At 60.9% G+C, this 24,634-nt stretch carries 25 protein-coding genes; 14 read left to right on the forward strand and 11 right to left on the reverse strand.

The features are described 5' to 3' along the window. Nucleotides 1-235: 235 nt before the first annotated feature. Nucleotides 236-613, reverse strand: a complete 378-nt coding sequence (gene yidD, locus AB4048_RS01560; RefSeq protein ID WP_442200141.1) for a membrane protein insertion efficiency factor YidD — start codon at nt 611-613, stop codon at nt 236-238. 9 nt (nt 614-622) lie between these two features. After that, the gene (locus AB4048_RS01565; protein ID WP_442200142.1) at nt 623-1,069 is read right to left on the reverse strand and encodes an iron-sulfur cluster assembly scaffold protein; all 447 of its coding nucleotides are present in this window, start codon (nt 1,067-1,069) and stop codon (nt 623-625) included. A gap of 288 nt (nt 1,070-1,357) precedes the next feature. Here AB4048_RS01565 and folE point away from each other — a divergent pair, with 288 nt between their 5' ends. From folE to AB4048_RS01580, 3 genes are all read left to right on the forward strand, one after another. Continuing rightward, nucleotides 1,358-1,975, forward strand: a complete 618-nt coding sequence (folE, locus tag AB4048_RS01570) for a GTP cyclohydrolase I FolE (protein WP_442200143.1) — start codon at nt 1,358-1,360, stop codon at nt 1,973-1,975. Nucleotides 1,976-1,997: 22 nt separating this feature from the next. Beyond that, on the forward strand, nt 1,998-2,450 hold the full coding sequence (gene hisI / locus AB4048_RS01575) for a phosphoribosyl-AMP cyclohydrolase (protein ID WP_442200217.1): 453 nt from the start codon (nt 1,998-2,000) through the stop codon (nt 2,448-2,450). Between the two features lie 106 nt (nt 2,451-2,556). Beyond that, on the forward strand, nt 2,557-3,528 hold the full coding sequence (locus AB4048_RS01580) for a patatin-like phospholipase family protein (RefSeq protein WP_442200144.1): 972 nt from the start codon (nt 2,557-2,559) through the stop codon (nt 3,526-3,528). Between the two features lie 27 nt (nt 3,529-3,555). Here the strand turns inward: AB4048_RS01580 and AB4048_RS01585 are convergent, their stop codons facing one another. Continuing rightward, nucleotides 3,556-3,990, reverse strand: a complete 435-nt coding sequence (locus tag AB4048_RS01585) for a CBS domain-containing protein (RefSeq protein WP_442200145.1) — start codon at nt 3,988-3,990, stop codon at nt 3,556-3,558. Nucleotides 3,991-4,124: 134 nt separating this feature from the next. Continuing rightward, the gene (locus AB4048_RS01590) at nt 4,125-4,856 is read right to left on the reverse strand and encodes a rhomboid family intramembrane serine protease (protein ID WP_442200146.1); all 732 of its coding nucleotides are present in this window, start codon (nt 4,854-4,856) and stop codon (nt 4,125-4,127) included. Nucleotides 4,857-5,176: 320 nt separating this feature from the next. On the opposite strand from AB4048_RS01590, the gene AB4048_RS01595 reads away from it, so the two are divergent. The 6 genes from AB4048_RS01595 (at nt 5,177) to AB4048_RS01620 (ending at nt 10,870) form a co-directional block, all read left to right on the forward strand. Continuing rightward, the gene (locus tag AB4048_RS01595; RefSeq protein ID WP_442200147.1) at nt 5,177-5,758 is read left to right on the forward strand and encodes a PAS domain-containing protein; all 582 of its coding nucleotides are present in this window, start codon (nt 5,177-5,179) and stop codon (nt 5,756-5,758) included. 116 nt (nt 5,759-5,874) lie between these two features. Continuing rightward, nucleotides 5,875-6,489 (forward strand): PilZ domain-containing protein, encoded by a 615-nt coding sequence (locus AB4048_RS01600; protein WP_442200148.1) that lies wholly within the window; start codon nt 5,875-5,877, stop codon nt 6,487-6,489. Nucleotides 6,490-7,106: 617 nt separating this feature from the next. Beyond that, entirely contained in the window at nt 7,107-7,712 is a 606-nt protein-coding gene (locus tag AB4048_RS01605) for a transglutaminase-like cysteine peptidase (protein WP_442200149.1), read from the forward strand. 386 nt (nt 7,713-8,098) lie between these two features. Further along, nucleotides 8,099-8,908, forward strand: a complete 810-nt coding sequence (locus tag AB4048_RS01610; RefSeq protein WP_442200150.1) for a hypothetical protein — start codon at nt 8,099-8,101, stop codon at nt 8,906-8,908. Between the two features lie 78 nt (nt 8,909-8,986). Beyond that, nucleotides 8,987-10,474: an SPOR domain-containing protein gene (locus AB4048_RS01615; protein ID WP_442200151.1), complete on the forward strand. Its 1,488-nt coding sequence runs from the start codon at nt 8,987-8,989 to the stop codon at nt 10,472-10,474. Between the two features lie 123 nt (nt 10,475-10,597). Beyond that, nucleotides 10,598-10,870, forward strand: a complete 273-nt coding sequence (locus tag AB4048_RS01620; RefSeq protein WP_442200152.1) for a hypothetical protein — start codon at nt 10,598-10,600, stop codon at nt 10,868-10,870. 26 nt (nt 10,871-10,896) lie between these two features. Here the strand turns inward: AB4048_RS01620 and AB4048_RS01625 are convergent, their stop codons facing one another. Further along, the gene (locus tag AB4048_RS01625; RefSeq protein ID WP_442200153.1) at nt 10,897-11,334 is read right to left on the reverse strand and encodes a DUF1489 family protein; all 438 of its coding nucleotides are present in this window, start codon (nt 11,332-11,334) and stop codon (nt 10,897-10,899) included. Nucleotides 11,335-11,457: 123 nt separating this feature from the next. Then, complete coding sequence (locus AB4048_RS01630; protein WP_442200154.1) at nt 11,458-12,861, reverse strand: L-serine ammonia-lyase; 1,404 nt, start codon at nt 12,859-12,861, stop codon at nt 11,458-11,460. 213 nt (nt 12,862-13,074) lie between these two features. On the opposite strand from AB4048_RS01630, the gene AB4048_RS01635 reads away from it, so the two are divergent. From AB4048_RS01635 to AB4048_RS01645, 3 genes are all read left to right on the forward strand, one after another. After that, complete coding sequence (locus tag AB4048_RS01635) at nt 13,075-13,767, forward strand: DUF599 domain-containing protein (RefSeq protein ID WP_442200218.1); 693 nt, start codon at nt 13,075-13,077, stop codon at nt 13,765-13,767. A 78-nt stretch (nt 13,768-13,845) separates the two neighbouring features. Further along, a complete protein-coding gene (locus tag AB4048_RS01640; protein WP_442200155.1) occupies nt 13,846-14,835 on the forward strand; it encodes a heparan-alpha-glucosaminide N-acetyltransferase in 990 nt (329 codons plus the stop codon). Between the two features lie 12 nt (nt 14,836-14,847). Next, nucleotides 14,848-15,312, forward strand: coding sequence for a methyltransferase family protein (locus tag AB4048_RS01645; protein WP_442200156.1), 465 nt, complete (start codon nt 14,848-14,850; stop codon nt 15,310-15,312). A 52-nt stretch (nt 15,313-15,364) separates the two neighbouring features. On the opposite strand, the gene AB4048_RS01650 is transcribed toward AB4048_RS01645, so the two are convergent. The 3 genes from AB4048_RS01650 to mgtE all read right to left on the reverse strand — a co-directional run bounded on the left by AB4048_RS01650 (nt 15,365) and on the right by mgtE (nt 18,605). Then, nucleotides 15,365-15,757 (reverse strand): MerR family transcriptional regulator, encoded by a 393-nt coding sequence (locus AB4048_RS01650; protein ID WP_442200219.1) that lies wholly within the window; start codon nt 15,755-15,757, stop codon nt 15,365-15,367. 187 nt (nt 15,758-15,944) lie between these two features. After that, nucleotides 15,945-17,150 carry a sodium/glutamate symporter gene (gltS, locus tag AB4048_RS01655; RefSeq protein ID WP_442200157.1) on the reverse strand — a complete coding sequence of 402 codons (1,206 nt, stop codon included), beginning with the start codon at nt 17,148-17,150 and terminating at the stop codon, nt 15,945-15,947. Nucleotides 17,151-17,186: 36 nt separating this feature from the next. Beyond that, nucleotides 17,187-18,605 carry a magnesium transporter gene (gene mgtE, locus AB4048_RS01660; RefSeq protein WP_442200158.1) on the reverse strand — a complete coding sequence of 473 codons (1,419 nt, stop codon included), beginning with the start codon at nt 18,603-18,605 and terminating at the stop codon, nt 17,187-17,189. 285 nt (nt 18,606-18,890) lie between these two features. Between mgtE and AB4048_RS01665 the strand changes: the two genes are divergently transcribed. Beyond that, complete coding sequence (locus tag AB4048_RS01665; protein WP_442200159.1) at nt 18,891-19,382, forward strand: peptide deformylase; 492 nt, start codon at nt 18,891-18,893, stop codon at nt 19,380-19,382. A gap of 58 nt (nt 19,383-19,440) precedes the next feature. Continuing rightward, nucleotides 19,441-19,929, forward strand: a complete 489-nt coding sequence (locus tag AB4048_RS01670; protein ID WP_442200160.1) for a BON domain-containing protein — start codon at nt 19,441-19,443, stop codon at nt 19,927-19,929. A gap of 59 nt (nt 19,930-19,988) precedes the next feature. Here the strand turns inward: AB4048_RS01670 and AB4048_RS01675 are convergent, their stop codons facing one another. Both AB4048_RS01675 and putA read right to left on the reverse strand, forming a co-directional pair. Beyond that, nucleotides 19,989-20,489: a hypothetical protein gene (locus AB4048_RS01675; protein ID WP_442200161.1), complete on the reverse strand. Its 501-nt coding sequence runs from the start codon at nt 20,487-20,489 to the stop codon at nt 19,989-19,991. A 317-nt stretch (nt 20,490-20,806) separates the two neighbouring features. Further along, nucleotides 20,807-24,508, reverse strand: coding sequence for a trifunctional transcriptional regulator/proline dehydrogenase/L-glutamate gamma-semialdehyde dehydrogenase (gene putA, locus AB4048_RS01680; RefSeq protein ID WP_442200162.1), 3,702 nt, complete (start codon nt 24,506-24,508; stop codon nt 20,807-20,809). Nucleotides 24,509-24,634 lie beyond the last annotated feature (126 nt).

Here is a 24,634-nt window from a genome sequence, read left to right on the forward strand (position 1 = left end):
AATGCGGGTGGTGTCAATGGTACGGATCCGCAGTCGCGGATCACGGGCGCCTGATACCGGTATTTCCCATCTGAGTAAAGAAAAAGCCGGCTCGCCACGGGGAGCCGCAACTGAAATAGCTCGAATGCCGTTTGCTTCAGGCACGGCGGTGACTGCGCGATGTCGGATTGCCACCATCCCTCGATGCATGGCCGGAATATTCTTTGATATTAAAGCCTTGAATGGATTGCTCTACTTAGAGGCGGAAATATCGCCAAGGTGCCCACCACCGCAAATCGGCCCCGAGCGTCTCCGGCACCGGATCGAACCCGCTGGTGCCGCCGGGGCCGCAGCGTGCCACCCGAAAAAGCGTCATCCAGCCGCCGCTCCAAAGCCCGTGCCGCGCGATCGCCTCGTAGCCATATTCGGAGCAGGTCGGCAGATGGCGGCAGGAATTGCCGATGAAGCCTGACAAGGTCAGCTGGTAGAGACGGACCAGGCCGATGCCAAACAACCGATCCGGGGTCTTGCGGAATGGGCCTGACCAGTTACGAGATGCGCGCGGCGGCTTGATGCGCGGCGCGGCCGCACCTCCATCGTCCTCTTCGTGATCCATCAAGCAGAACTGGCACATGGCGGCGTCTCAAGCCTCGACCGTTTCGGCGCGCTTGGCCTCGATCTGGGTGATCGCATCGACGACGGCGTCGAAGGTCAGCATGGTGGAGGCGTGCCGGGCCTTATAGTCCTTCACTGGCTTCAAATAGCGCATGTCCTCGAACCGGCCGAACGGCCCGTCGCCATCGGCCTTCAGCATGGCAAGCATGTCTTCGCGCGCGTGGCGCACCTCCGCGGCCGTTGCGCCTACGACGTGCCGCGCCATAACCGAGGAAGAGGCCTGGCCAAGTGCACAGGCCTTGACGTCGTGGGCAAAATCCGTCACCACATCGCCGTCCATCTTCAACCAGATTTTCACGCGCGAGCCGCAGAGTTTCGAATGAGCCTGGGCGCTCGCATCGGCGCCGACGAGGCTGCCGATCCGGGGAATATTGCCGGCGAATTCGAGAATCTTGGTGTTGTAGATGTCATCCATCGCCGAATTTACTCCGATGCGCGTCAGGTGCGTATCCTAACAAAAAACACACCGTGTCCTATTCGGACACTTTCACAGTGACGGCGCCTTACTATATGTATGTCGTCCGAAGGCTATGGAAATGCAATGGCCTTCTGTAAGTTTGATGGGAAACCGTGCAGGAAGGCCTTTGAAAAACGGCCCGAACGCCCCGGAGCCCGCCGAAGGTACAAGTGCCCCGTCATCGGGGACAACCAGTGGCGAGTCCGAAAAAATGATGTCCGCAGAGCGGCTCAGGAGACCATATTTATGGACGCCATTATAAAGAACTTTCCGCAGACCGAGCATCAGTTCGACGATCGGCCGACGCAGAAGGAGGCTGAAGAAGCCGTCCGCGTCCTGCTTCGTTGGGCTGGTGACGATCCGGAACGCGAGGGTTTGCTCGATACGCCGGCGCGCGTCGCCAAGTCCTATCGCGAGTTGTTCGCCGGCTACGACATGAACCCGGAAGACGTGCTCGGCCGGACGTTCGAGGAAGTCGCCGGTTATGACGACATGGTTCTCGTCAAGGACATCCCGTTCTTCTCCCATTGCGAACATCACATGGTTCCGATCATCGGCAAGGCGCATGTCGCCTATCTGCCGAGCGGCCGGGTCCTCGGCCTGTCGAAGATCGCTCGCGTCGTCGAGATCTACGGACGCCGCCTGCAGACGCAGGAAGCCATGACCGCGCAGATTGCCGCGGCGATCGACGACACGTTGCGCCCGCGCGGCGTTGCCATCATGATCGAAGCCGAGCATATGTGCATGGCGATGCGCGGCGTGCAGAAGCAAGGTTCCACGACGTTGACGACCACCTTCACCGGTGCTTTCAAGTCGGAACCGGCCGAGCAGGTGCGCTTCACCACCATGGTCCGGGGCCGCTGATATCGGCTCCATAGCGGAGCCGATAATGACCCTGACGTTCAATCCACCATCTCCAGACAAGACCGAACTCGAGGGCGCGGGCGATTTTACGCCCCGCTTCGATGATCACGGCCTGATCACCGCCATCGTCACCGACGTTCACGACGGCGCGCTGCTGATGGTCGCCCACATGAATGCTGATGCATTGGCGCTGACGCTTGAGACCGGCGTTGCCCACTATTTCAGCCGCTCCCGCCAGAAAATCTGGAAAAAGGGCGAGACCTCCGGCAATTTGCAGAGCGTCAAGGCAATCCATACGGATTGCGATCAGGACGCACTTTGGCTGAAAGTAGAAGTCGCCGGACATGAGGCGACGTGCCATACTGGCAGACGGTCGTGTTTTTACCGATCCGTCGAGATGCAGGACGGCAAGGCGGTCGTTCGCATTACGGACGACAAGCGGCATTTCGATCCCGAGACGATCTACCGGCGGTAGCACGCCTTCTCCGCGATACGGCGGAAAATTGCCTAAATATACTATTTCGAAATAAAAAAGGGACACTAATTACCGTGAAGGCCCGAAAAGCTTGGAGGAGTCCGGAATGCTCAGTTGGAGTTCAAATCGTCCGAATGTAGCTCGCTCTTCGGCGGATCTAAGCCTTCCAACTGCGCAGTCCCCCAACCCGCCGCTCAATCCCGCGCCTCCGAAGAAAGCAAAGATCGCGCTGGCGCTCGGCGGTGGTGCCGCGCGCGGCTGGGCGCATATCGGCGTCTTGCGCGCGCTCGACGAGGCAGGCGTCGAGGTCGGCATGATCGCCGGCACGTCCATCGGCGCATTGGTCGGCGGTTGCTATCTCGCGGGCAAGCTCGACGAACTCGAAGGCTTCGCGCGGTCGCTGACCATGCGCCGCATCGCGAGCCTTCTCGACCTGACGATCGGCGGCAGCGGGCTGTTCGGCGGCATGCGCCTCACCAAGCGCATGGCGGAACATCTCGAGGGTCTGAGCATCGAGGAACTTGACCGCCCCTTCGTTGCCGTGGCCGCCGAAATCAGCTCCGGCCACGAGGTCTGGATCGCCAATGGCTCCTTGATCACGGCGCTCAGGGCGTCCTACGCACTGCCCGGAATTTTCGAGCCCATCCGTAGCAACAACCGCCTGCTCGTCGACGGCGCGCTCGTCAATCCTGTCCCGGTTTCCGTTTGCCGCGCCTATGAGGAGCCGCTCGTCGTGGCGGTCAATCTCAATTACGACCTCTACGGCCGATCAGCGGTCATCAAGCACAATGCCGGGCTGACCCCTATGGAAATCCAGCGCCAGCAGGTGACCCAGTCGAACAAGCTTGGCATGACCGGCATCATGGTGCAGGCCTTCAACATCATCCAGGACAGGATTTCGCGGGCGAGGCTCGCCGGCGACCCGCCGGATCTGGCACTCCATCCGCGCCTCAGCGATATCGGTCTTTCGGAGTTCCACCGCGCAGGCGAAGCGATCGAGCGCGGCTATGAGGAGGCTTCGGCGCGGCTTCCCGAAATCAGGCGCATGCAGGAAGCCTACGCGCCGCAAAATCCGTAAAGCGGCGGCGCTCGCCCGCGCTTCGTCTCATCCCGCGATATAAGCCTTGATCTGTTCCGTCTCGAGTTCGATCTCGCGGATGCGCGATTTAACGACGTCGCCGATCGAGATGATGCCGCTGAGCTTGCCCTTGTCTTCGACGGGTACGTGCCTGAAGCGCCGCTTGGTCATCAGTTCCATCAGTTCGTCGACGGTGCTGTCTTCCTTGCACCGGTAAACCTTGGCCGTCATCAACCCTGCTAGCGGCTGATCCAGGCTCTCCCTCCCCGACTTCGCGACTGCGTTGACCACATCACGCTCGGTGAAAATGCCGGCAATCTTTCCGTCGGGAGCGACGACCACCAGCGCGCCAATGCGATTTTCGCTAAGAATCTTCGCGGCTTCGCCGAGAGACGTGGCCGACCCTGTCGTCACTACGCTGCGGCCCTTTACGTCAAGGATGTTCTTGACCAAAGTCGACATTCAAACCTCCCATGCCGAGAGCGACATGAAATTCTTCTTGTCCACAGGCTCAGCGCCGCTCTCTCGTCACGAGTCTGTGAAGGCAAATGGTGCCTCACCGGCCATGAGAAAGCAACACATACAATCCTGCTTGATCAAGTCCTGACGCGCGGCTTGTCGAACGGCGTAAACAGCAGGAAGCCGAATAGAAAGCCGCCGATATGCGCATCCCAAGCAACCGCCTGTGATCCGTCGCCGATGAGCGGCACGCCGAACGCGATCAAGAGGTTGGTGAGAAACCAGAACAGGATGAAGACGAGTACGGTGCGGCTGCGCAACGAGGCTACGACCGAAAGGCGCGGGTTGTGATGCGCCGCCAGGGTGGACCGCCCGGTTGGAAAGGCGAAGCGACAGGCAGCTCCCATCAGCGCCGAAACGACGCCGGAGGCGCCGATCAAAAGCGTAACTTCGCCCCAATTCAAGACAGCGTGCAAAAACGCCGACGCCGTGGACGACAGGATCCAGAAGACGAGATAGCGCGCAGCACCGATCCGGCGCACGACGGGAGCGCCGAACGCCATCAGCCAGAGGCCGTTGAAGACGATGTGTTCCACGTTCCCGTGCAGCAAGGAATAGGTAACGGGCGTCCATAGCCATTCCGGCCCCTGCTGCGATAGCGGCACCACATAGCGCACCGGGATGAAGCCGAAGGTGAACAGAAAACGGCTCAACAGCGCCGGCGGCAGCAGCGACTGTACAATGAAAATACCGATGAGGAGGCCGAGCGTTGCCATCAGCACAGGCGGCAGGTTGAAAACGGGACGCCGGCGCCGCGCTTCTTCCGCACCCACTTCGGGGTCTTGTGGCGGCAGTGCTTCGCTGTCCATATCATGCTCTTCGGTCACGGATCGGAACCCTGACATACAGGAGCGAAGATCAAAAAAAAAGCCGTCCGGCATTTCTGCCGGACGGCTTTCGAGTCCCCAGAAGAAGAACCATCACCCCAAGGTTCTTCCCCCGTCCCGAATGAGTTTGTGCTGTCACTCCCACTTGTATGCTGTGATCTTTCCTCCCACGAATCTTGTTCGCGCTCAACCGAAACCATTCTTTAACCTTAACGGCCGCCGTTTGGCATGAAAAACGCTACGGATGATGGAAAGGCTCAGATTCGCTAGCGAATGTGAGCCGCAATGAAACACGGACCGTCATGCGCCAGAAAATTAGTCTCGAAATCTTTACCTACTGGAACGAGCTTCGCGGCTCGGCCGCCGCGCCGCTGCGAGCAGATGTCACGCCTGCTTCAATTCGGCACATCCTGCCGCACCTCTTCATTCTGCAAGCAGGCCAGGACAAAACGCCGCGCTTTCGTCTTGCCGGGACCGCGATCTGCACCGCCTTCGGCCGCGAGCTGCGTGAGGAAGGTTTCGCATCGTTCTGGGCAAAGGAGCAGTCGGCCGACCCGGTGAAGATCAGCGAAAGCGTCATGGAGCACGCCCTACCCACGCTGATCAACGCCACCGGCCATGGCATAGGCGGGCGGCGGATGGCGTTCGAAATGGTCCTATTGCCGCTGCGTTCCGCGCCTGACATCTGCGACCGGATCCTCGGATGCCTTGCGCCGGCATCCACCACCCCTTGGCTCAGTACCGAGCCCCTTGGCTACCTTTCGCTCGACGGCAGCCGCGCCCTTGTTCGGCGGCCGACAGATACCGACGCACCGCAATCGAGGGGGAATGGCCTTCGGCGGCGAAGCGCGTCGATGCCGCGCATGCATCGATCCGACGCATGACAACGCAAGCATTGTCAGCCCTGCGTTGCGGAAAATTCCGATAAGACAACTTTCTATTAACGGATCTCAGCTATTGGTTGTCAGATAAGAGTTCCTCCACAAGAAGCCCTCTTCTCATGCACACCTTCCAGTCAAGTCATTCGGCCACCCGCAATATTCCTCCTCCCTCGCAGCGCACCTTCCAGCGCGTGCCCATCAACATGCAGGGCCGCTTGATGCTGAGCAGCTTCGAGGAATTCGACTGTGTCGCCGTCGACATGTCGCCGGGTGATCTCTACGTCACCTGTCAGGCGCGCCCGCGCGCCAAGGAACGCATCATCGCCTACATCGAACATCTCGGCCGCCTCGAAGGCCATGTGATGGCGCTGGACGGTCGCGGCTTCAGCATGTCGATCAACGCCACCGATCGCAAGCGAGAGAAACTCGCAGCTCAACTGACCTGGCTTGCCAACAAACATGAGCTTGGCCTGCCCGAGGACCGACGTCACGATCGCCTGATGCCGCAGACGATAGACACGGAATTGACGCTTGAGGACGGCAGCAGCCATCCTTGCCGTCTCCTGGATCTCTCCTATTCCGGCGCTGCGGTCGACCTCGACATGCGCCCGCCTTTGGGGCAAGCCGTTCATCTCGGTAGTATCCGCGGCCGTATCGTGCGCCACTTCATGGAAGGCGTCGCCGTCGAATTCATCTCCATACAATCCCGCGAAAGCCTCCGCGAATTTCTCTAGTTTGGCTTGGCTCATCGGCAGGCGTCAGATAGCGGACGTGATTACATATGGTGATGGTCGTGGCGCAGACGCCGCATTTTTGCGCTTGCAGTTTTGATTGCGCAAGCCAGCCGCTACCGCCACTCTCCTCCCCCGCACCCCTTAGCAAACCTCGCGGCTAACGTACACCGATCCGCCAGGGTCGGTCGCCTCAGCGTGTCGACGAACTTGGCGATCGCTCTTGGTTGGCGGCGAAGAAATCTGTGGCTCCCACGTTCAAATATTTTCTCGGAGCTTCACGCGCCACCCTCTGAATTCAGGTGCGAAGCCGGCAAATCCACCGTCGCGACAACCTCCATCAGTCGGCTGGCCGTTAACTAATCGGTGCCAGACCATGCCGCACCGAGCGTCGAAGAACACAGACAAATCAAGCGATTCGCCACTGTTTCAGGTAGGGTGGAAGGCGGCGGCGCGGTCGCGTTCCCTTTCGATTTCGTTCAAATTTGAATCAAATTCGCATCGTCTTTTATTCAAGTACGCTCTGCATTTGAATAAACTAAGCCCTTAATTCTATTGCGCAATTTTGCCTGAGATAAAAACCTCCATGTCATTGTTCTCCTCACAACGGGGAGACTACAATGACCACTCGATGCTGGCTTCGGAGCGCCGCTACAGCAGCTGCACTGACATTCGGCCTATTCGGCCTTGCCAACGCGACACCCGCCAAGATGACGATCCTCGGCAATGCGGCTCCGCCCATCGGCCATTATGAATTCTGCCGGGACAATCCAGCCGAATGCAGCGACCCGAACGGCGACGTCGGTCCCCTCGCGCTCACGGAAGATCTGTGGAAACAGATCCTCAAGGTCAACTATACCGTCAACACCACGATCACGCCGATCACCGACAAGGAGCTCTACGGCGTCGAAGAGAAATGGGCCATTCCCACGCGCGCCGGTGATTGCGAGGATTTCGCGCTTCTGAAGCGCAAGCAGCTGATCGAAGCCGGCATTTCGCCCTCCGACTTGCTGATGACAGTTGTCTTGCAGCAGAACGGCGAGGGTCATGCTCTACTGACAGTCAGAACCGACCGTGGCGATTTCGTTCTCGACAACATGCGCAACAAGGTGCTGCTCTGGACCGACACGGAATATACCTTCCTCAAGCGTCAGTCCTCGGAGGATCCTGTCCGCTGGGTAAAGATCCAGGACGGCAGAGCCGTTGCAGTCGGCAGCGTCAAGTGAGAAGCCTTCGCCGCCCATCGGCCGCGCGCAAGCCTCAAAATCCGTAAACCGCTCGATCGCACGGCGCCTTGCAGCGCCGCGCGTCATTCTTCACACGCCAGGGACGTAGTAACACTTTGAATTTGTGCGCAATCCTTTGTTCAAAGGACTATGCGCTGGGCCTCGGCCCCGGTCGAAGTCCCCACTCGTCCCGACCGGTGCCCGGAGCCGTTCCTGCAGCCCCAGGAACGGCTCCACCACACCCCCCCAGATCCTGCCGATCAGGCTTAACCGGGCGTTAACCATAGCGGCGACAACACTGTTCTCGTTCGAGACTCATCGTCAGGGGTCTCTCCAAAGGCCGCGGGAAGATCGTCCCACTACTTCAACGGATCGAGAGCAATTGCATGGCCACGTCAATGCCGCCCTCCATATCGCTCGACGAGACGCCGCTATTCTCCAGACGTTTCGTTGTCAGGTCGATGGTAGCGGTTGCCGCCTTTGCCGCCCTGACGGCGGTTGTAACCGTGGGCGGCCATAGACTTGGTCAGACCATAGCGCTCGGCGGTCACACGGACCGTGAGACGCCGATCTCCGTGAGCATCGGGTCAGATACGCTGACGCTCGCAGCCAATACCATCCGCTTTCCGAGCGAGCGCAAGGACGGGCCCGCAGAGCGGGTCGATCTCTATCTGACCTTGCCGCAGATGCAGGGCTATCGCGAGGAGGACAGCCAGCGTTTCAACGATATCTCCCTGTCGTCTTCGCTGCTCTTTCTGCAGATCAGCCAGAGCACCATGTCGCGCGACATGTCCGGCCGCATGGAACCGATCTATTCCCACCTGATTGAGGGTGACGCCTTTGCTGGACCGCACGGACTAACCGGGCATCGCCTGCGGGCAGAGGCCGGTTACAACGGCGAAACCCTGCTCACTGCGCCGCGCTCCGGCGAGCCGGACTATGTCGTGCGCTGCATCCTGCCGGAGCACCCCGAAGCCGCTACCAGCGGTGATTGCCAGCGCGACATCAAGCTCGGCAACGATCTCAGCGTCCTCTATCGTTTTTCGAGCGCACAACTCGCCGATTGGCAACACATTGATGCCGCTATTCGGCGGTTTGTGGAATCCCGCCTGGCCGCGACGCCGGACGGGCCGGCCGACCTGCGACAAAGGATGGGTAAAATGTCGCCCGAGGCCGAAACCAACCATTCATCATAAACTTGTTGGTAACGCTAAGTCCTTATGCTGCCTCAATACGGAGCGTGTGGAGGCAGCGTTCCACCACCGAGAACATCAATGCAAGCGAAGAGCAAAATAGTGCCGAGCCAAGTTTCCCCCATATCCTCGTCCCATCCCGGCAAGTTTATTGCTAAGGTTTTCGTCGGCTTTGCTCTGGCGTTCGCCGCTGTCAGCACGTCGGCACCTGCCGCGTCCGCTGCCGGACCGAGCTATGCCGGCATCGTCATTGACGCCAAGACAGGCGCCGTCCTCTACAGCGAGGATGCGGATTCGCTGCATTATCCCGCCTCGCTCACCAAGATGATGACGCTCTACCTGGCCTTTGAAGCGCTGGAATCCGGTCGCATTCAGCCCGATACGGCAATCGTCTTCTCGCGGAACGCGTCGGCTCAAGCGCCCTCAAAACTCGGCGTGCGCGCCGGCGGTTCGATCACCGTCGAACAGGCGATCCTTGCCGTCGTTACCCGCTCCGCAAATGATGCTGCCATGGCACTTGGCGAAAACCTCGGCGGTTCCGAGGACGGTTTTGCTCGGATGATGAACAACAAGGCGCGCGCGCTCGGCATGACGCGGACGACCTACCGCAATCCGAACGGCCTTCCCAACACCGCGCAGATGACGACCGCGCGCGACCAGGCTCGCCTCGGCATCGCCCTTCGCGAGCATTTCCCGCAATATTACGGCTATTTTTCCACCCGCAGCTTCCGCTTCGGCAATCAGGTGATCGGCAATCACAATCACCTGCTCGGATCCGTGCGCGGCGTCGATGGCATCAAGACCGGTTATACGCGTGCTGCCGGCTTCAATCTTGTTTCCTCCGTCCAGGCGGACGGGCGCTCGATCGTCGGCGTGGTTCTCGGCGGAACCTCCACGCCCGCTCGCGACAATCAGATGCGCAAGTTGATCGCCTCCTATCTGCCGAAGGCGTCGACAGGCGCCGACAAGAACCTGATTGCGCAGACCGCGCCGACTGTTCCTCCGGCACAGGCGCCAGCGCAGCCGAACGTCGCCGCTGCCGCCGCCCGTATGGCCGACGTCGCCGACACCGAAATTACCAAGAGCGTGACCCGCGAGGCGCCGCCCTCTTCCAGCGCCGCGGCCTTTGCAGCGGTCACACCGCAGCCTGCCGCTACGGCGCCGCTCAAGGCCCGCACGACAAAAACGGCGCAGGCCGAAGTTGCGTCGATTGCTCCCGCCTACGCGGAAGGCGACGAGGATGAAGTCGATACAGTCACCACAGGTACGACTCCCAAGGTCGCAAAGGCCGAAGCCAAGCAGGAAAAGACCGAGAAGACGCCGTCCGGCTGGGTGGTTCAGGTCGGGATTTCGCCGAGCAAGGAAATGGCCAGCGATCTGCTCGATGCCGCCAAGGCGAAGGGCGGCAAGGCGCTGCGCTCCGCAAAGTCCTATACGGTCGCGTTCGGTAGCGGCAGCTCGCAGGTCTATCGCGCCCGCTTCGGTGGCTTCGAAGATCAGCGCGATGCCACCAATGCCTGCAAGGCCCTCAAGAAGGCAGGCGTGAAGTGCTGGGCAAGTATGGAATAGTGGGCGCGGCGGCTTCAGCCGCCTCGCTTTTCATACAAGAGGGCCGGAAGCGTCGTTTCCTGCTCACTTCATTGGGTCTTTCGGCCCACTCGTAAATTTGTATTGCGTTACGGGGAATATGACATGGCGATGAACGAGAATTCTCCGGAGTTCTTGCCGGACAGCGAAGGGAAGGCGAAGCCCAAGGGCTACGCACTTCATCCGTTGCATGAGGCGGCGATGCGGCTGGCCGACATCGGCTTCCACCGGTCACGGTCGCGCAAGACCAAGGACCTGATCGGCGTCCTCCTGGCCCATGGCGCGCGCGCCTGGCGCTACTCGCAGCCGGAGGCGCGGATCCACTTGCACATCACCTCTCCATCTGGCCAGTCGCCGGTGTTGATGCGCTTGCGCTGATCGATAGGTCGGAAATCTGAAACGATCTAGAGAAGTCCGAGTTCGGAAAGCTCGCGGCGCAAATCCGGCGGCATCTCGCCGACGCCCTCGCCGAGGCTCAACAAGTCGCGGGGCACGTCATCTGCGGGCAGATAGCGCCATCCCTGAAAGGCGCGGCGTGGCTGCAGCGCCGTTTCCACCACCTCAGGGCCAAGCACGAGATGACAGCGTGAAATTCCCTCGCCATCCGTGAAAGTGCGGATATCGATGAGACGCTGACGCGCCTGCACCTGTCCCTTGATGACCCAATAAAGCGACCCGCCGTCCAGCAGTTCGTCCATCCTCTTCGGCGCCATCCGTGTCGTGTGGGTGGTATGCGGTTCGAGCCCCGCCGCGATCGCGGTCAGCGACCTCTCGGAAACCCACTCGCGCAGGTCCTCGATCGAGTCGGCGCCTACGCACAGTTTGATGAGATGCAAAGCCATACCGCCGTTCAAATCCTTTTGACGGACAGCGTCAAGGCTTAACCGCAGCACATCCACATGACGAACTGCTGGCTTCTGGAAAGGATCGAGATGGCGCGGCGGTCCCTGAGCGGATGAGCGCCCTCAGCACTCGACGACGTTGACGGCGAGGCCGCCGGTGGAGGTTTCCTTGTATTTCTCGCTCATGTCGTAGCCGGTCTGGCGCATGGTTTCGATGCATGCGTCGAGCGGCACGAAATGCGTTCCGTCACCCTTGAGCGCGAGCGACGCGGCCGTCACGGCCTTGACGGCGCCGAGCGCGTTGCGCTCGATGCAGGGCACCTGCACGAGGCCGGCGACGGGATCGCAGGTCATGCCGAGATGGTGCTCGAGCGCTATCTCGGCTGCGTTCTCGATCTGCTCGGGCGTACCTCCCATGACGGCGGCAAGGCCGGCCGCTGCCATTGCGGCCGCCGAGCCCACCTCGCCCTGACAGCCGACTTCGGCGCCGGAGATCGAAGCATTGTGCTTGATGATGCCACCGACGGCGGCAGCCGTCAGAAGGTAGTCGCGGATGCCATGCTCATCCGCATCCTCATGAAAATGCAGGTAGTAGCGCACCGTCCCGGGAATGACCCCCGCCGCACCGTTGGTCGGAGCGGTGACAACGCGACCGCCGGCGGCATTCTCCTCGTTGACGGCCATGGCGTAGACGCTCAGCCAGTCGTTGGCGAGCAAGGGATTGATGCGGTTGCTGCGCCATTCTTCCTGGAGCTTGTCGTGGATCGCCTTGGCGCGGCGGCGCACCTTCAGCCCGCCGGGCATGATGCCTTCGGTCTTCAGGCCGCGGTCGATGCAGCTGTTCATGGCCTCCCAGATGCGATCGAGGCCGCTATCCAGCGCCTCGCGCGTCATGTGGCTCTCTTCGTTGGCGCGCTTCATCTGCGCGATGGTGAGCCCCGAGCGCTCGGCCATATCCAGCATTTGCTTGGCCGTCGAGAAGGGGAACGGGATCTTGTCGCCGGAAGAGGCGGTCTTCTTGTTGGCGCGCATCTGCTCGAGCTCGGTGTCGGTGACCACGAAGCCGCCGCCGACGGAATAGTAGATGCGTTTCAGAAGAAGTCGCCCGTCCCTGTCGAGCGCCGAAAAACTCATGCCGTTGGCATGTCCCGGCAAGGGCACCTTCTTGTCGAAGATGAGATCGGTTTTCGGCTGGAATGCATAGACGGGGTGGCCGGTGGGCGTGACCTGGCCGCTCGATTCGACGGCGGATATGATCACGTCCATGCGATCCGGATCGACTTCGTCAGGCCGTTCGCCCATCAACCCGAGCACGACCGCCCTTCCCGTGCCGTGCCCGATACCCGTATGGGCGAGCGAACCATGCAGGCTGACCTTGATCGCGGCGACATGCGCCTGCGAGGGCCGCGGCCACTCGTCGGAGAGGATCAGCGCGAGAAAGCGGTTGGCGGCCGACATTGGCCCCATCGTGTGTGAGCTGGACGGCCCCACGCCGATCTTGAATACGTCGAATACGGAAAGGAACATCGAAACCTGCGCAGATCGAGGAATATCGGAATAGGCTATGCCAAGCGCCTCTTCGGCTACGGCGACCCACCGACATCGGATTTCACGCCAACGACATTACAGTCAGGCGCAAGGGGAAGCAAATATCACCCGAGGGCAAACGCGAGGCGCCTTTGCCTGGACGCCAGCGATGGGTACAGTTCCTCGCTCTAAGGATTTTGGAGACCCGCCTTGTTGACGACCGCCGACTTTGTAGCGCTGGCGCTATTTCTCATCCTCTGGATCGGCTTGAACTGGATCACATCCAGCCTCCACTTCTTCGACCGGCCGAGCCTTACCAAGGCGATGACCGAGCGACGGCGCGAGTGGATCTACAATTCGCTGCGCCGTGACCTGAAGATGATCGACACGCAGATTCTCGCCGGTCTCCAGAACGGCACCGCCTTTTTCGCATCGACATCGATCCTTGCGATCGGCGGCTGCTTTGCCCTTCTCGGCGCGACCGACAAGGTCAACGCATTTTTCGCCGACCTCCCCTTCGTCTTCAATGGCGGGCGAAGTGCGTTCGAACTCAAGGTGGCCGGGCTTGCGTGCCTCTACGGCTACGCCTTCTTCAAATTCGGCTGGGCCTACCGGCTGTTCAACTATTGCACCATTCTCTTCGGCGCGATCCCGATGACGCAGGACGCGGAAGCCGACCCCACCGCGACGGTGCGCGCCGCCGAACGCGTCATTCGCATGAACGTCATTGCCGCGCGCAACTTCAATGCCGGGCTCAGAGCCATCTTTCTGTCGATCGGCTATCTCGGCTGGTTTGTCAGCCCATACGTGTTCATGGGAACCAGCACCTTCATCGTCGTCATATTGTTCCGGCGTCAGTTCTTCTCGGATGCCCGGCTGGCGATCATGGATGTGGATATGCCATGAAACCGCCGCGCTCGTCCTATTTGCCACCGGCTTGCCTCGTCTTGCCGAGAGCCGAAATTCGCCTGGGAGAAGCCGTTGATGGCCGCCATCACCGACAGCACTGATACGTCTTTGAGATTGCCCCGCGTCGGGATTTTAGACACCGCCCGCGGTGTCGCGCTGCTGGCCATGGCGAGCTACCATTTCACTTGGGATCTGGAGCATTTCGGCTATCTCGCGGCCGGGACGGCGGAGACGGGCTGGCTGAAGATCTATGCCCGGGTCATCGCCAGCACATTTCTGTTCCTCGCGGGTGTGAGCTTGGTTCTGGCGAGCACGCCGGAGATCCGCTGGCAATCCTACTCAAAACGGCTCGGCATGATCGTTGCGGCAGCAGCGGCGATCTCGCTCGTCACGTTCTTCCTTATGCCCGAGGAATGGATCTTCTTCGGTATCCTGCACTCGATCGCGGCCGCCAGTGTCATCGGCCTTGTCTTCCTGCGGCTACCCTCCTGGGGTAGCCTCCTGGTGGCGGCGGCCCTGCTTGCAGGCATATTCGTCGAGAATTTCCTCTCTCCGGGGCTGCTGCGCGCCCCATTCTTTGACGCCCCATGGTTCTGGTGGCTGGGGCTTTCGGAAACCCTGCCCCGCTCCAACGACTACGTGCCGGTCTTTCCGTGGCTGACGCCGTTTCTCTTCGGCCTCGGCCTCGCTCAGCTGGGCATCGCCAGGGGCTGGTTTGACCGTCTCGCCAGGCTCGGCACCGGAGGGAGCCTTGTCGCGAGCGCCGGACGACACAGCCTGCTCTTTTATCTTGTGCATCAACCCGTGCTTTTCGGCGCGGTCTATTTACTTTCGCTGGCGGCTCCGGCACCTACCCCCGACCCTGCGGTCGGCTATCTCAACGAATGCCAGGTCTCATGCACGAAATCCGGCAGCGAGGCCCAGTGCCGCAGCTTCTGCCAATGCACGCTCGATCAGCTCAAGGCGCAAAGTCTGTTCGAGCCGCTTCAGGCAGGCAAAATACAAGCAAATAATGATGAACAAATACAGCGAATCGCAATACAGTGCACTATGCAAGCGCAATGACGGGATAGTGCAATGAATGCATTTCGTGCCAAGCCGCTGACCTTCCCCTGGCCGCCATTGTTTTACGGGCTGGCCATTTTGACCGCACTTGTACTTGATCGCGTCTCGCCCCTGCCCTGTATTTGCGGTCCGATGACTTGGATTGCCGGCGGCCTGCTAGCGATGGGGTCCATTCTTCTTGGCCTATGGACCGCCAAGACGCTGGTCGAGAGCGAGACGGTGATCACCTACCGCCGCGCAACGCATCTCGTGACGCGCGGACCATTTCGCTACACGCGCAACCCCACCTATCTCTGCTACACGCTGCTGACCGTCACCTTCGGCTTGGTCACGGGCAATCTCTGGTTCTTCGCAGCGGCTGCGGCCGCCGCCGCCGTGACGACAGCCGTCGTCATCCATCGCGAAGAGATGCACCTGCTCTCCCGCTTCGGCTTCGAATTCGAGCATTATTGCAAGCGGACGCGCCGCTGGGTCTGACGTTGAGCTAATGGAAGGCGATCCGTAGCTGCTACGATCGCCTTCGAGGGGGTCACGTCCCGACGCCGATATCGGCAAGTCGCCCGAGGCAGGCTTCCTCGACGTTGTCGAGTTCCGTCAACGTGTCCTCGATATCTTTGCGCTTTTGGCGCAGCTCTTCCCGTTTCTCGTCGACACGCTTCATCAAAAGCTTGAGCTGGCCGAGTTCGCCGGGGGGTTCCTTATAGACCTGGATAATCTCGCGGATCTCTGCAATCGTGAAGCCGATCCGGCGTCCGCGCAGGATTTCGCCGATGAGCCGACGGTCGGCCTGGCGGAAAAGCCGCGTGCGTCCGCGCCGCTCGGGGTGGATCAGCCCCTCGTCCTCGTAGAAGCGCAGCGTTCGGGTCGAAACTCCGAATTCACGCGTCAGCTCCGTTATGCTAAAGTACTTGCTCACTGCCAAATCGTCCTCGAAGTGCTGCAACAGGCGCCCGCCAGACCGCGTGCAGCAACATATGAAAGGCGCGTGGCAATTCAGCCTTTGCGCCGGAGCGATCATCATATTGACTTTTACGTAATAGTCAATTTACGCATGTAGCAACCACTGGCGCTACCTTCACGCAAAAACCGGCTCCAGCGGGCGCTCCTCATCAGTTCACGAAGAAGCCGATCGCAAAGGCATTGGCGATATCGATGAAGAAGGCCGAGACGAGCGGCAAGATAATAAAGGACGTGGGCGATGCACCGTGCAGCTTGGTAACGGCGGTCATGTTGGCGATCGCCGTCGGGGTCGCGCCGAGGCTGATGCCGGTAAAACCCGCGGCAATCACCGCCGCGTCGTAATTGCGGCCCATGGCGGGAAAGACGACGAAGAGGATGTAGGCGACGGCCGCCGCCGTCTGGATCACCAGTACGATGACGAGCGCAAGGCCAAGACCCGAAAGCGTCCATAGCTGCATACTCATAAGCGACATGGCAAGGAAGATGCTCAGCGACAGATCCGAGGTCAGCGCCAGCGAGCGCGTCCGCGTCGGCCAGCCGAGCGTGGGCAGGAGGCGCGGCACGATATTGGTCAACGCGATCGCCGACAGCAGACAGGCGACGAAGAGCGGCAGGCGCAGCCCTGTTTCCAACAGCAACTCATCGAGCACGTAGCCGCAGAGGATCGCCACATTCAATACGAGAATGGTCCTGAGCAGGCTGAAATGATCGAGGTCGTCGCTGACGTCGCGCTCGTTCTCGTGCGGAAAGCCGATCGACAGCGCCTGCGCTTGCGGCCCTTGCAGATGGAAGCGCTTGACGAGAAATCCGGCGATCGGGCCGCCGACCAGACTTGCCACAACCAGACCGAGGGTTGCCGCTGCGACACCGACTTCCATCGCGTTCGTCAATCCGAAGCGCTCCGTCAGGATCGGCGCCCAGGCAATCGTCGTTCCGTGGCCGCCGATCAGCGATGCCGACCCCAAGAGAACGGTGATCCCCTCGGGCAGGCCAAGCACAGCGACACTCGCCACGGCGATCAGGTTCTGGATGACGAGAAAGCCGAGCGTGAGCGCGAGAAGGGTCAGCAACGGCCGTCCGCCGGCGATGAGATCCGAAAACCTCGCGTTGAGCCCGATGCCGGTGAAGAAATAGAGCAGCAGCGTATCCCGGGCATCGAGATGAAAATTGACCGAAATCCCGAGAAATCGATGAATGAGCAGCGTGGCCGCCGCCGCCAGCAAGCCACCCGTCACCGCCTCCGGAATGTTCCAGTTTCTGAGCGCCGGAATATGCCGGTTGAGGCCCGCGCCGATGAAGAAGACGACGATGGCGATCGTCAGGCTAAGCAGGCCTGAAACTTCAAAACTATTCACGCCGATATCCCCTTCGTGCGCGTGTCGGTAAAATCGTCAGTGGAGTGCGAACCACCAGGTCGCCAATCCAAGAAATGAAAAATAGCCGGTGCAATCCGTCACCGTCGTGACGAAGGCCGAGGACGCGATCGCGGGATCGGCCCCATAACGGTCGAGCAGCAGCGGCAGCAGAATGCCGCCGAGCGCTGCGGCGACCAGGTTGATGACCATCGCCGCCGCCAGCACTATGGCGAGCTGCATGTCGTGGAACCAGAAGGTTGCAATTCCTCCCATGACCACGGCGAAGAGGATACCGTTCAGCAAGCCGACGCCTGCTTCCCTGCGGATAACACGCGCGGCGTTGTAGATGTCGAGGTCGCCGGTCGCCAGCGCCCGCACGGTGACCGTCATCGTCTGCGTGCCGGCGTTCCCCCCCATCGAGGCGACGATCGGCATCAAAACGGCGAGCGCGATCATCTTCTCGATCGAGCCGTCGAAAAGGCCGATGATGCTCGCGGAGAGTATGGCCGTCACCATGTTGACCGCCAGCCATAGAAAGCGCGAGCGCACCGTGGAGAGGATATTGTCGGAGAGTTCTTCATCGCCCACGCCACCGAGGCGCTTGATATCCTCGTCCGCCTCCTCGTGGATGACGTCGACGACGTCGTCGATGGTCAGGACGCCGACGAGACGCTCGTTTTCATCAACGACAGCGGCCGAGAGAAGGTCGTATTGTTCGAACAGCTGTGCGGCTTCTTCCTGGTCCATCTCGGCGGGAATGGGATGCGTCGTCTCCCGCATGATGGCTTCGATCTTGACCTGGCGCTTGGCGCGCAGGATCCGGTCGAGGTCCACGCTGCCGAGCAGCTTGAAGGTGGGATCGATGACGAAGATCTGCGAAAACGCATCCGGCAGCTCCGCTTCCTCGCGCATGTAGTCGATCGTCTGGCCGACGGTCCAGAAAGGCGGAACCGCCACGAACTCCGTCTGCATGCGGCGACCGGCCGAGCTTTCCGGATATTCAAGGGCACGGCGAAGGCGGACGCGTTCGGTAAAGGGCAGCTGCGAGAGGATGTCGTCGCGATCCTCCTTGTCGAGATCCTCGAGAATGTATACGGCGTCGTCCGAATCGAGTTCGCCGATTGCTGCCGCCAGTTGATCGTTCGGCAGATGCTCGACGATTTCGAGACGAATGGCTTCATCGACCTGGGTCAGCGCCGCCATGTCGAAATCGTCGCCCAACAGGCGCACCAGTGCCAACCGCTCGTCCGCATCCAGCGATTCGAGCAGATGGCCCATTTCCGATTCGTGCAGGCGCGCGACGTTGTGCTCGAGGAAGGCAGTGTCGCCCGCCTCGACCGCCTCGCGGACACCGGTCAGGAAATCGACGCGAACGTTGCCGTCCTCGTCATAAATATCGAACTGATGATCGGATATGGAGGTGCGAACGCGCTCGTCTTCCGGGGTCGTGTTCATCAGCCGCCTCGCATTCCGCCCACGAATGGGCCACGTCATTCACCGCCACCGACAATGACGGCATAAAATCTATTGTCAACAATCAGATAGCTCGAAAACTTCGCATACGCTTGCGTAGATCGACGATGGTTTCCAGCCTGTGTTCTTGCGTCAACAAGCATCGTGCGCCGCCGCCGGATTTAGGGACATTCAAAGCCCCCATGTGATAGTTCTGAATCAGAAGGGAGACGCGATAGGTCTCTCAGTGACACCGAAAGCAACGCCACTTCTCAACAAGGAATCTCCGTGCCCGTCCGCACCATCATTCGATATCCAGATCCTCTCCTTAGGGCCCGCTGCCTGCCCGTCGCGCATTTCGACGCCCCGTTGCACCAGCTTGCCGACGATCTACTCGATACGATGCGCGCGGCTCCGGGCGTCGGCATCACGGCCGCGCATGTCGGCGAGCTTCAGCGCTTGTTCGTGATCGAACTTACGCCCGGCGACGTGCGCGTCTATGTCAATCCTGACATCACCTGGCTGTCGGAGGAGACGGCGGACCATGTCGAAGGCAGTGTGTCGATGCCGGGCTCAACCGAAACGGTCCGGCGGCCCGCGACCGTGCGCTTCCGCTACCAGGATCTGCGAGGAGAAATTCACGAAGAGGAAGCCGAGGGGTTCTTCGCGACCTGCATCCAGCACGAAATCGACCAACTCGACGGGATCTTCTGGCTGCAGCGCCTCTCGCGTCTGAAGCGTGAGCGTCTCGTCAAAAAATGGGAGAAGACAAAGATCTGACGATCCGAACCATTGCGCCTTTCCCGCGTTCTATCGAAGGGCAAACTGGAGACAGATCATGGATCCCAAAGACAAGGAACTCAGCCGCGAGGAAGACTATCGCGACTACGAGGAACGGGACATCGAGGAAGGATGGCCCTATGACGACGCGGCCGGCGAGCGCTCCGCCAAGAAGGCCAACCCGTCGTACGGCGAAGGCGCCAACTTCGACAGCCAAACCAACAAGGGCTACAGGGTCACCGACGCCGACGAGAGCGGCAACGAAGAGCGCCAGGCCGACGGACTGCTTCCCGGAACCTCGGGACGAGAGGAAGACGACGATCTGGAAGAGCGCGTCATGGACGCGTTGTTGCAATCGGACGACACGCAGCCGGAACAGATCGACGTTCGCGTGGAAGGCTCGACCGTTACACTCGAAGGCGATGTCGACGGCGCGGAAGCGGCTCACCGGCTCGTATCGCTGGCGCGGGGTGTCAAAGGTGTCGGCAGGATCCACAACAATCTCAGAGTTTTAGGCGCGGATGCCAATATCCCGGATGAAGACTAATCTCCTCAAACGAAACGGGCGCCTCGTGGGCGCCCGCTCGTTCTTTGCTTCGCAATTCATCAGCCCTTGAGCTTGGTATTGCACAGGCTGTAGTAGCCGCCGCCCTTTTCGATCCACTTCAGGCCGCCAAGAGCATTCTTGGCCTTGGCGTCGTTATAGGCATCGACGCAGGTGTGGAAGCGGGCCTTGCCGGGCGTCTCGCTGGCGTATTTCGTCGAGACGGCCGTTGGGAAGGCCACGCCCTTGGGTGCGGCCATCGTCGGCTTCGCGGGCTCTTTTGCCGGCACGACCGCGGGATCCGGCTCAGAATCAACCGGCTTGGCCGCAGCCATCGACTTCGTCGCAGGCTGGGCAGCGGTGTCGGCAGTGGCGTCCGTGCCGCATTGTGCTGCGCGGAAGTCGTTCCACTTCATGCCGTTGAGCGTGCCGGCCGTCTGCGCGGCTTTATACTTGGCGCTGCATTCCTTCATCGACAACGCCGAAGCCGGTGTCACGAAGGCGAGCGAACCAAGAATGGCGAAAGATGTAAATGACATCAAAACTGCTGTGCGACTGGTCATTCTCAGCTCCTCTTATCCAGGACGGATGTCGAACTATCGATCCGGCGCCCACAATTGTCAATTGAGCGGGCGCCTTGGTTTCTGAGGGGTAACATGTTGCAAAAATTGGAGAAGTCAACGTGCAAACAGGCGCATCCGAGCCAAACGCCGGAGAATGAAAAACCCGCCGAAGCGGGTTTCAACGGTGCGGTTGCGGAGCTCCGCGTCGTTCTGTCGCGGCCCACCAAGCGGATCCCTACATTCGTGCGGCTAGCCGCACGGATAAATTGAAGCGACCTCAAAGGCCGCTCCATGAAAGCGGTGGGTAGGAACCGCCTCTATCCGATGCTCATGAGGCTGGCGTTGCCCCCGGCGGCAGCGGTGTTGATTGACGTCGAAACCTCTTCGACCAGCCAGTTCAGGCTGTAGGCCTCGACATCGCTTTCGATCTCCGCGGTCGACGCCGACTGAACCAACACAAGCGGGCCGTCCAGTTTGGCGATCGCCTGGTTGACCGTCCGAACACGGTCAGCAGCCCCTTCGACCAGGGCAGCAGCGTAAGGCCCATCGGCGTTCCAGTCAGACGACCACGCAACGCGCGCGGCCACGGTGCCCGGAAGGTCCTTGAGGGCTGTTCGAAGTCCAGAACCATTGTCGATGACGATCTGGTTGCCGGTCGCCAGGGCGGCCGCGATCTGACGATAAAGTCCGCGTTCGGTCTCGGGAGCGAGCAGGACTCGGCCGCGGGGATGCAGAGCGTAGAGGTTGCGTTCGCCGACCGGACCTACGAGCTCTTTCTCAAGGCCAACGGCCGAAAGGCTGCCAAGTTCGCGCGCCGCTTCGGCGTCGTCGTTCCTACCCTTTGCGGACAGCCAGACTGCGAAGTCAGTGACCGCTATGTCGATATGAACGGAGCTGTGCTGCGGCGGCACCGGCGCCTTCTGCACGAGTCGACCGATATATAGCGGCCCCCCGGCTTTCGGTCCGGTTCCAGAAAGACCCCGTCCGCCGAACGGCTGCACGCCGACCACTGCGCCAATGATGTTCCGGTTCACGTACAGGTTCCCGGCCTGCACGCGCCGCGTGACGTGTGCAATCGTCTCGTCGAGACGGGTGTGCAGACCGAAGGTGAGGCCGTAGCCGCTGGCATTGATGTCGTCGATCAGTCGATCCATGTCCTCGCGGCGATAGCGGATGACGTGAAGAACCGGGCCGAAAATCTCCTTCGTGAGATCCGACAGCTTCTTCAGCTCGATGATCGTCGGAGGAACGAATGTTCCGAGGGTTGCGCCCTCCGGGAGGGGTAGCTGCTCGACCTTGCATCCTAGGCTTCGCATCTTTTCGATGTGAGCGTCGATCTCGCCCTTGGCCTGGTCGTTGATAACAGGCCCGACGTCGATGCTGAGGCGGTCCGTCCGTCCGATTGTCAGCTCCTTAAGGGCGCCCTTGAGCATGTTCAGGGTGCGATCGGCGATGTCTTCCTGGAGGCAAAGCACGCGAAGTGCGGAGCAGCGCTGACCAGCGCTGTCGAACGCCGACGCGATGACGTCTCCGACGACTTGTTCGGCGAGTGCAGAGGAATCGACGATCATCCCATTCTGCCCCCCGGTCTCGGCGATCAGCGGGATCGGCTTGCCGGACTTCGACAGCCGATTTGCCAGTTGCGCCTGGATCATGCGCGCCACGCCCGTCGAGCCGGTGAACATGACGCCGGCCGTCTCGGGAGCGTCGATCAGGGCTGCGCCCAGGCGCCCGCTGCCCGGCGTGAACTGAAGGGCGCCTCTTGGAACGCCGGCCTCATGCAGAATCTTGACGCTCTCAAACGCGATGATTGGCGTGACGCCTGCGGGCTTGGCCATGACCGAGTTGCCGGCGACAAGTGCGGCGGCCACCTGGCCGGTGAAGATGGCCAATGGAAAATTCCATGGGCTGATGCAGACGACCGGACCGAGCGGCGCATGGGACGGTCCAAGCGTCCGGCGCGCCTGCTCCGCGTAATAGCGGAGGAAGTCGACCGCCTCGCGCACTTCGCCGATGGCGTTACCGGCCGACTTACCCGCCTCGCGCATGATGACGCCCATCAGGGGCTGGATGCGTGACTCCATGATCTCAGCAGCCCGATCAAGGCATGCGGCGCGATCTGCCGGAGGAACGGTCGCCCATTCCCGCGCGCCTTGGGCAGCGAGCAGCGCGATCTTCGCGGCGGCACCGGTTTCGACCTCGGTAACCTGGCCAACAACGTCGCGATGATCCGCGGGATTGAGGACCGGGCGGGTCGTTCCTTCCACAGATTCGTCGGCGAGCAGCGGAAGCGCGTGCCAAGACGTCTTCGTCGTTTCGACAAGGCGCTGCGCCAGCCCCGCCAGCTCGTTCTCGTTCGAAAGGTCGATGCCGGAGGAATTGCGTCGCTCGCTTCCGTAGAGGTTGTTCGGCAACGAAATCAAATCATGCGGCTTGCCGACCGGCAACGTCGCCTCGACCACGTCGACGGGATCGGCCGTCAACTCGTCGATGGATACTTTCGGGTCGGAAATGCGGTTGACGAAGGAGGAATTCGCGCCGTTTTCGAGGAGGCGACGGACCAAGTAGGCCAGCAGCGTCTCATGGGTCCCCACGGGAGCGTAGATGCGGCACGGACGGTCGAGCTTCTGCTTGCCGACGACTTCGTCATAGAGCGGTTCCCCCATGCCATGGAGGCATTGAAACTCGTACTTGCCGACCCGAAAGTCGGGGCCGGCCAGATGATAGATCGTCGCGAGCGTCTGCGCGTTGTGGGTCGCAAACTGCGGAAAGACATCGTCCGTCGCCGCGAGCAGCTTGCGGGCGCAGGCGACATAGGCGACGTCGGTGTGGATCTTGCGGGTATAGACCGGGAAATCAGGAAGGCCGTCGAGCTGCGCGCGCTTGATCTCGGCGTCCCAATAGGCGCCTTTCACCAGACGCACCATTATTCTGCGGCCGGATCGACGAGCAAGATCGATGATGTAATCGAGGACGAAGGGGCAACGCTTGCCATAGGCCTGGACCACGAACCCGAGGCCGTTCCAGCCCTTCAGCTCCTGATCGAGGCTGAGTTCTTCCAGGAGATCAAGGGAGAGCTCCAGGCGGTCGGCTTCCTCGGCGTCGATATTCAGGCCAATGTCGTACTTGCAAGCCAGCAACGCCAGTTCGCGAACGCGCGGAAGAAGCTCTTCCATGACGCGCCTCGACTGGGCGCGCGCATATCGGGGATGAAGGGCGGAAAGTTTGATGGAGATGCCCGGACCTTCGTAGACGCCGCGGCCGTTGGAGGCTTTGCCTATAGCATGGATGGCATTTTCGTAGTCACGATAGTAGCGCTGAGCATCTGCCGCGGTCGTCGCCGCTTCCCCGAGCATGTCGTAGGAGTAGCCGAAGCCGCGGGCTTCCAGCGGACGCGCCCGCTTCAAAGCTTCGTCGATCGTTTCGCCGGTCACGAATTGCTCGCCCATCATGCGCATCGCCATGTCGACGCCACGGCGGATGACAGGTTCGCCGCACCGAGCGATGAGCCGCGTCAGCGCAGCAGAGAGACTGCGATCGTTGACGGTAGACGTCAGTTTGCCGGTTACCACCAGACCCCAGGTCGCCGCGTTGACGAAAAGAGAGCGGCCACCGCCGACATGGGATTTCCAGTCGCCTTCCGAAATCTTGTCGCGGATCAGCGCATCGCGGGTGGCGGTATCGGGAATGCGCAGCAGGGCCTCCGCAAGGCACATCAGCGCCACGCCTTCCTGGCTCGACAGCGAATATTCCTGCACGAGGCCCTCGACGCCCGTGCCCTTGTGTTTCGCGCGCAGCGCCTCAATCAGCTTCGTCCCGGTCGTGCGGACCGAGGCTTTCAGATCACCGGAAATCCTTGCCGCTTGCAATAGCGGGGGAAGGCATTCCGTCTCTGGCCGACGATAAGCCGCTGTGATCGACTTGCGCAGCGCTGACTGCTCCCGGATCGGGGGAGCGAACTGTTCGAATGGCAACGCGAAAGCGGTGTCGGAGTTTGCTTCGTTGACGGCTTCAAGCATTTGCAGGACCTATTGAAAAGAATGTTGAACGTGATCGTGTTTCCGGAGGATTCTCGGACGAAGAGCCGCGCCGCGGGCTCTCTCCGACGCATATCCTTGCAGTCAATCGGGGCTACGTGACTGCAG

This window comes from Rhizobium sp. RAF56 (genome assembly GCF_052113965.1).
Lineage (GTDB): Bacteria > Pseudomonadota > Alphaproteobacteria > Rhizobiales > Rhizobiaceae > Rhizobium.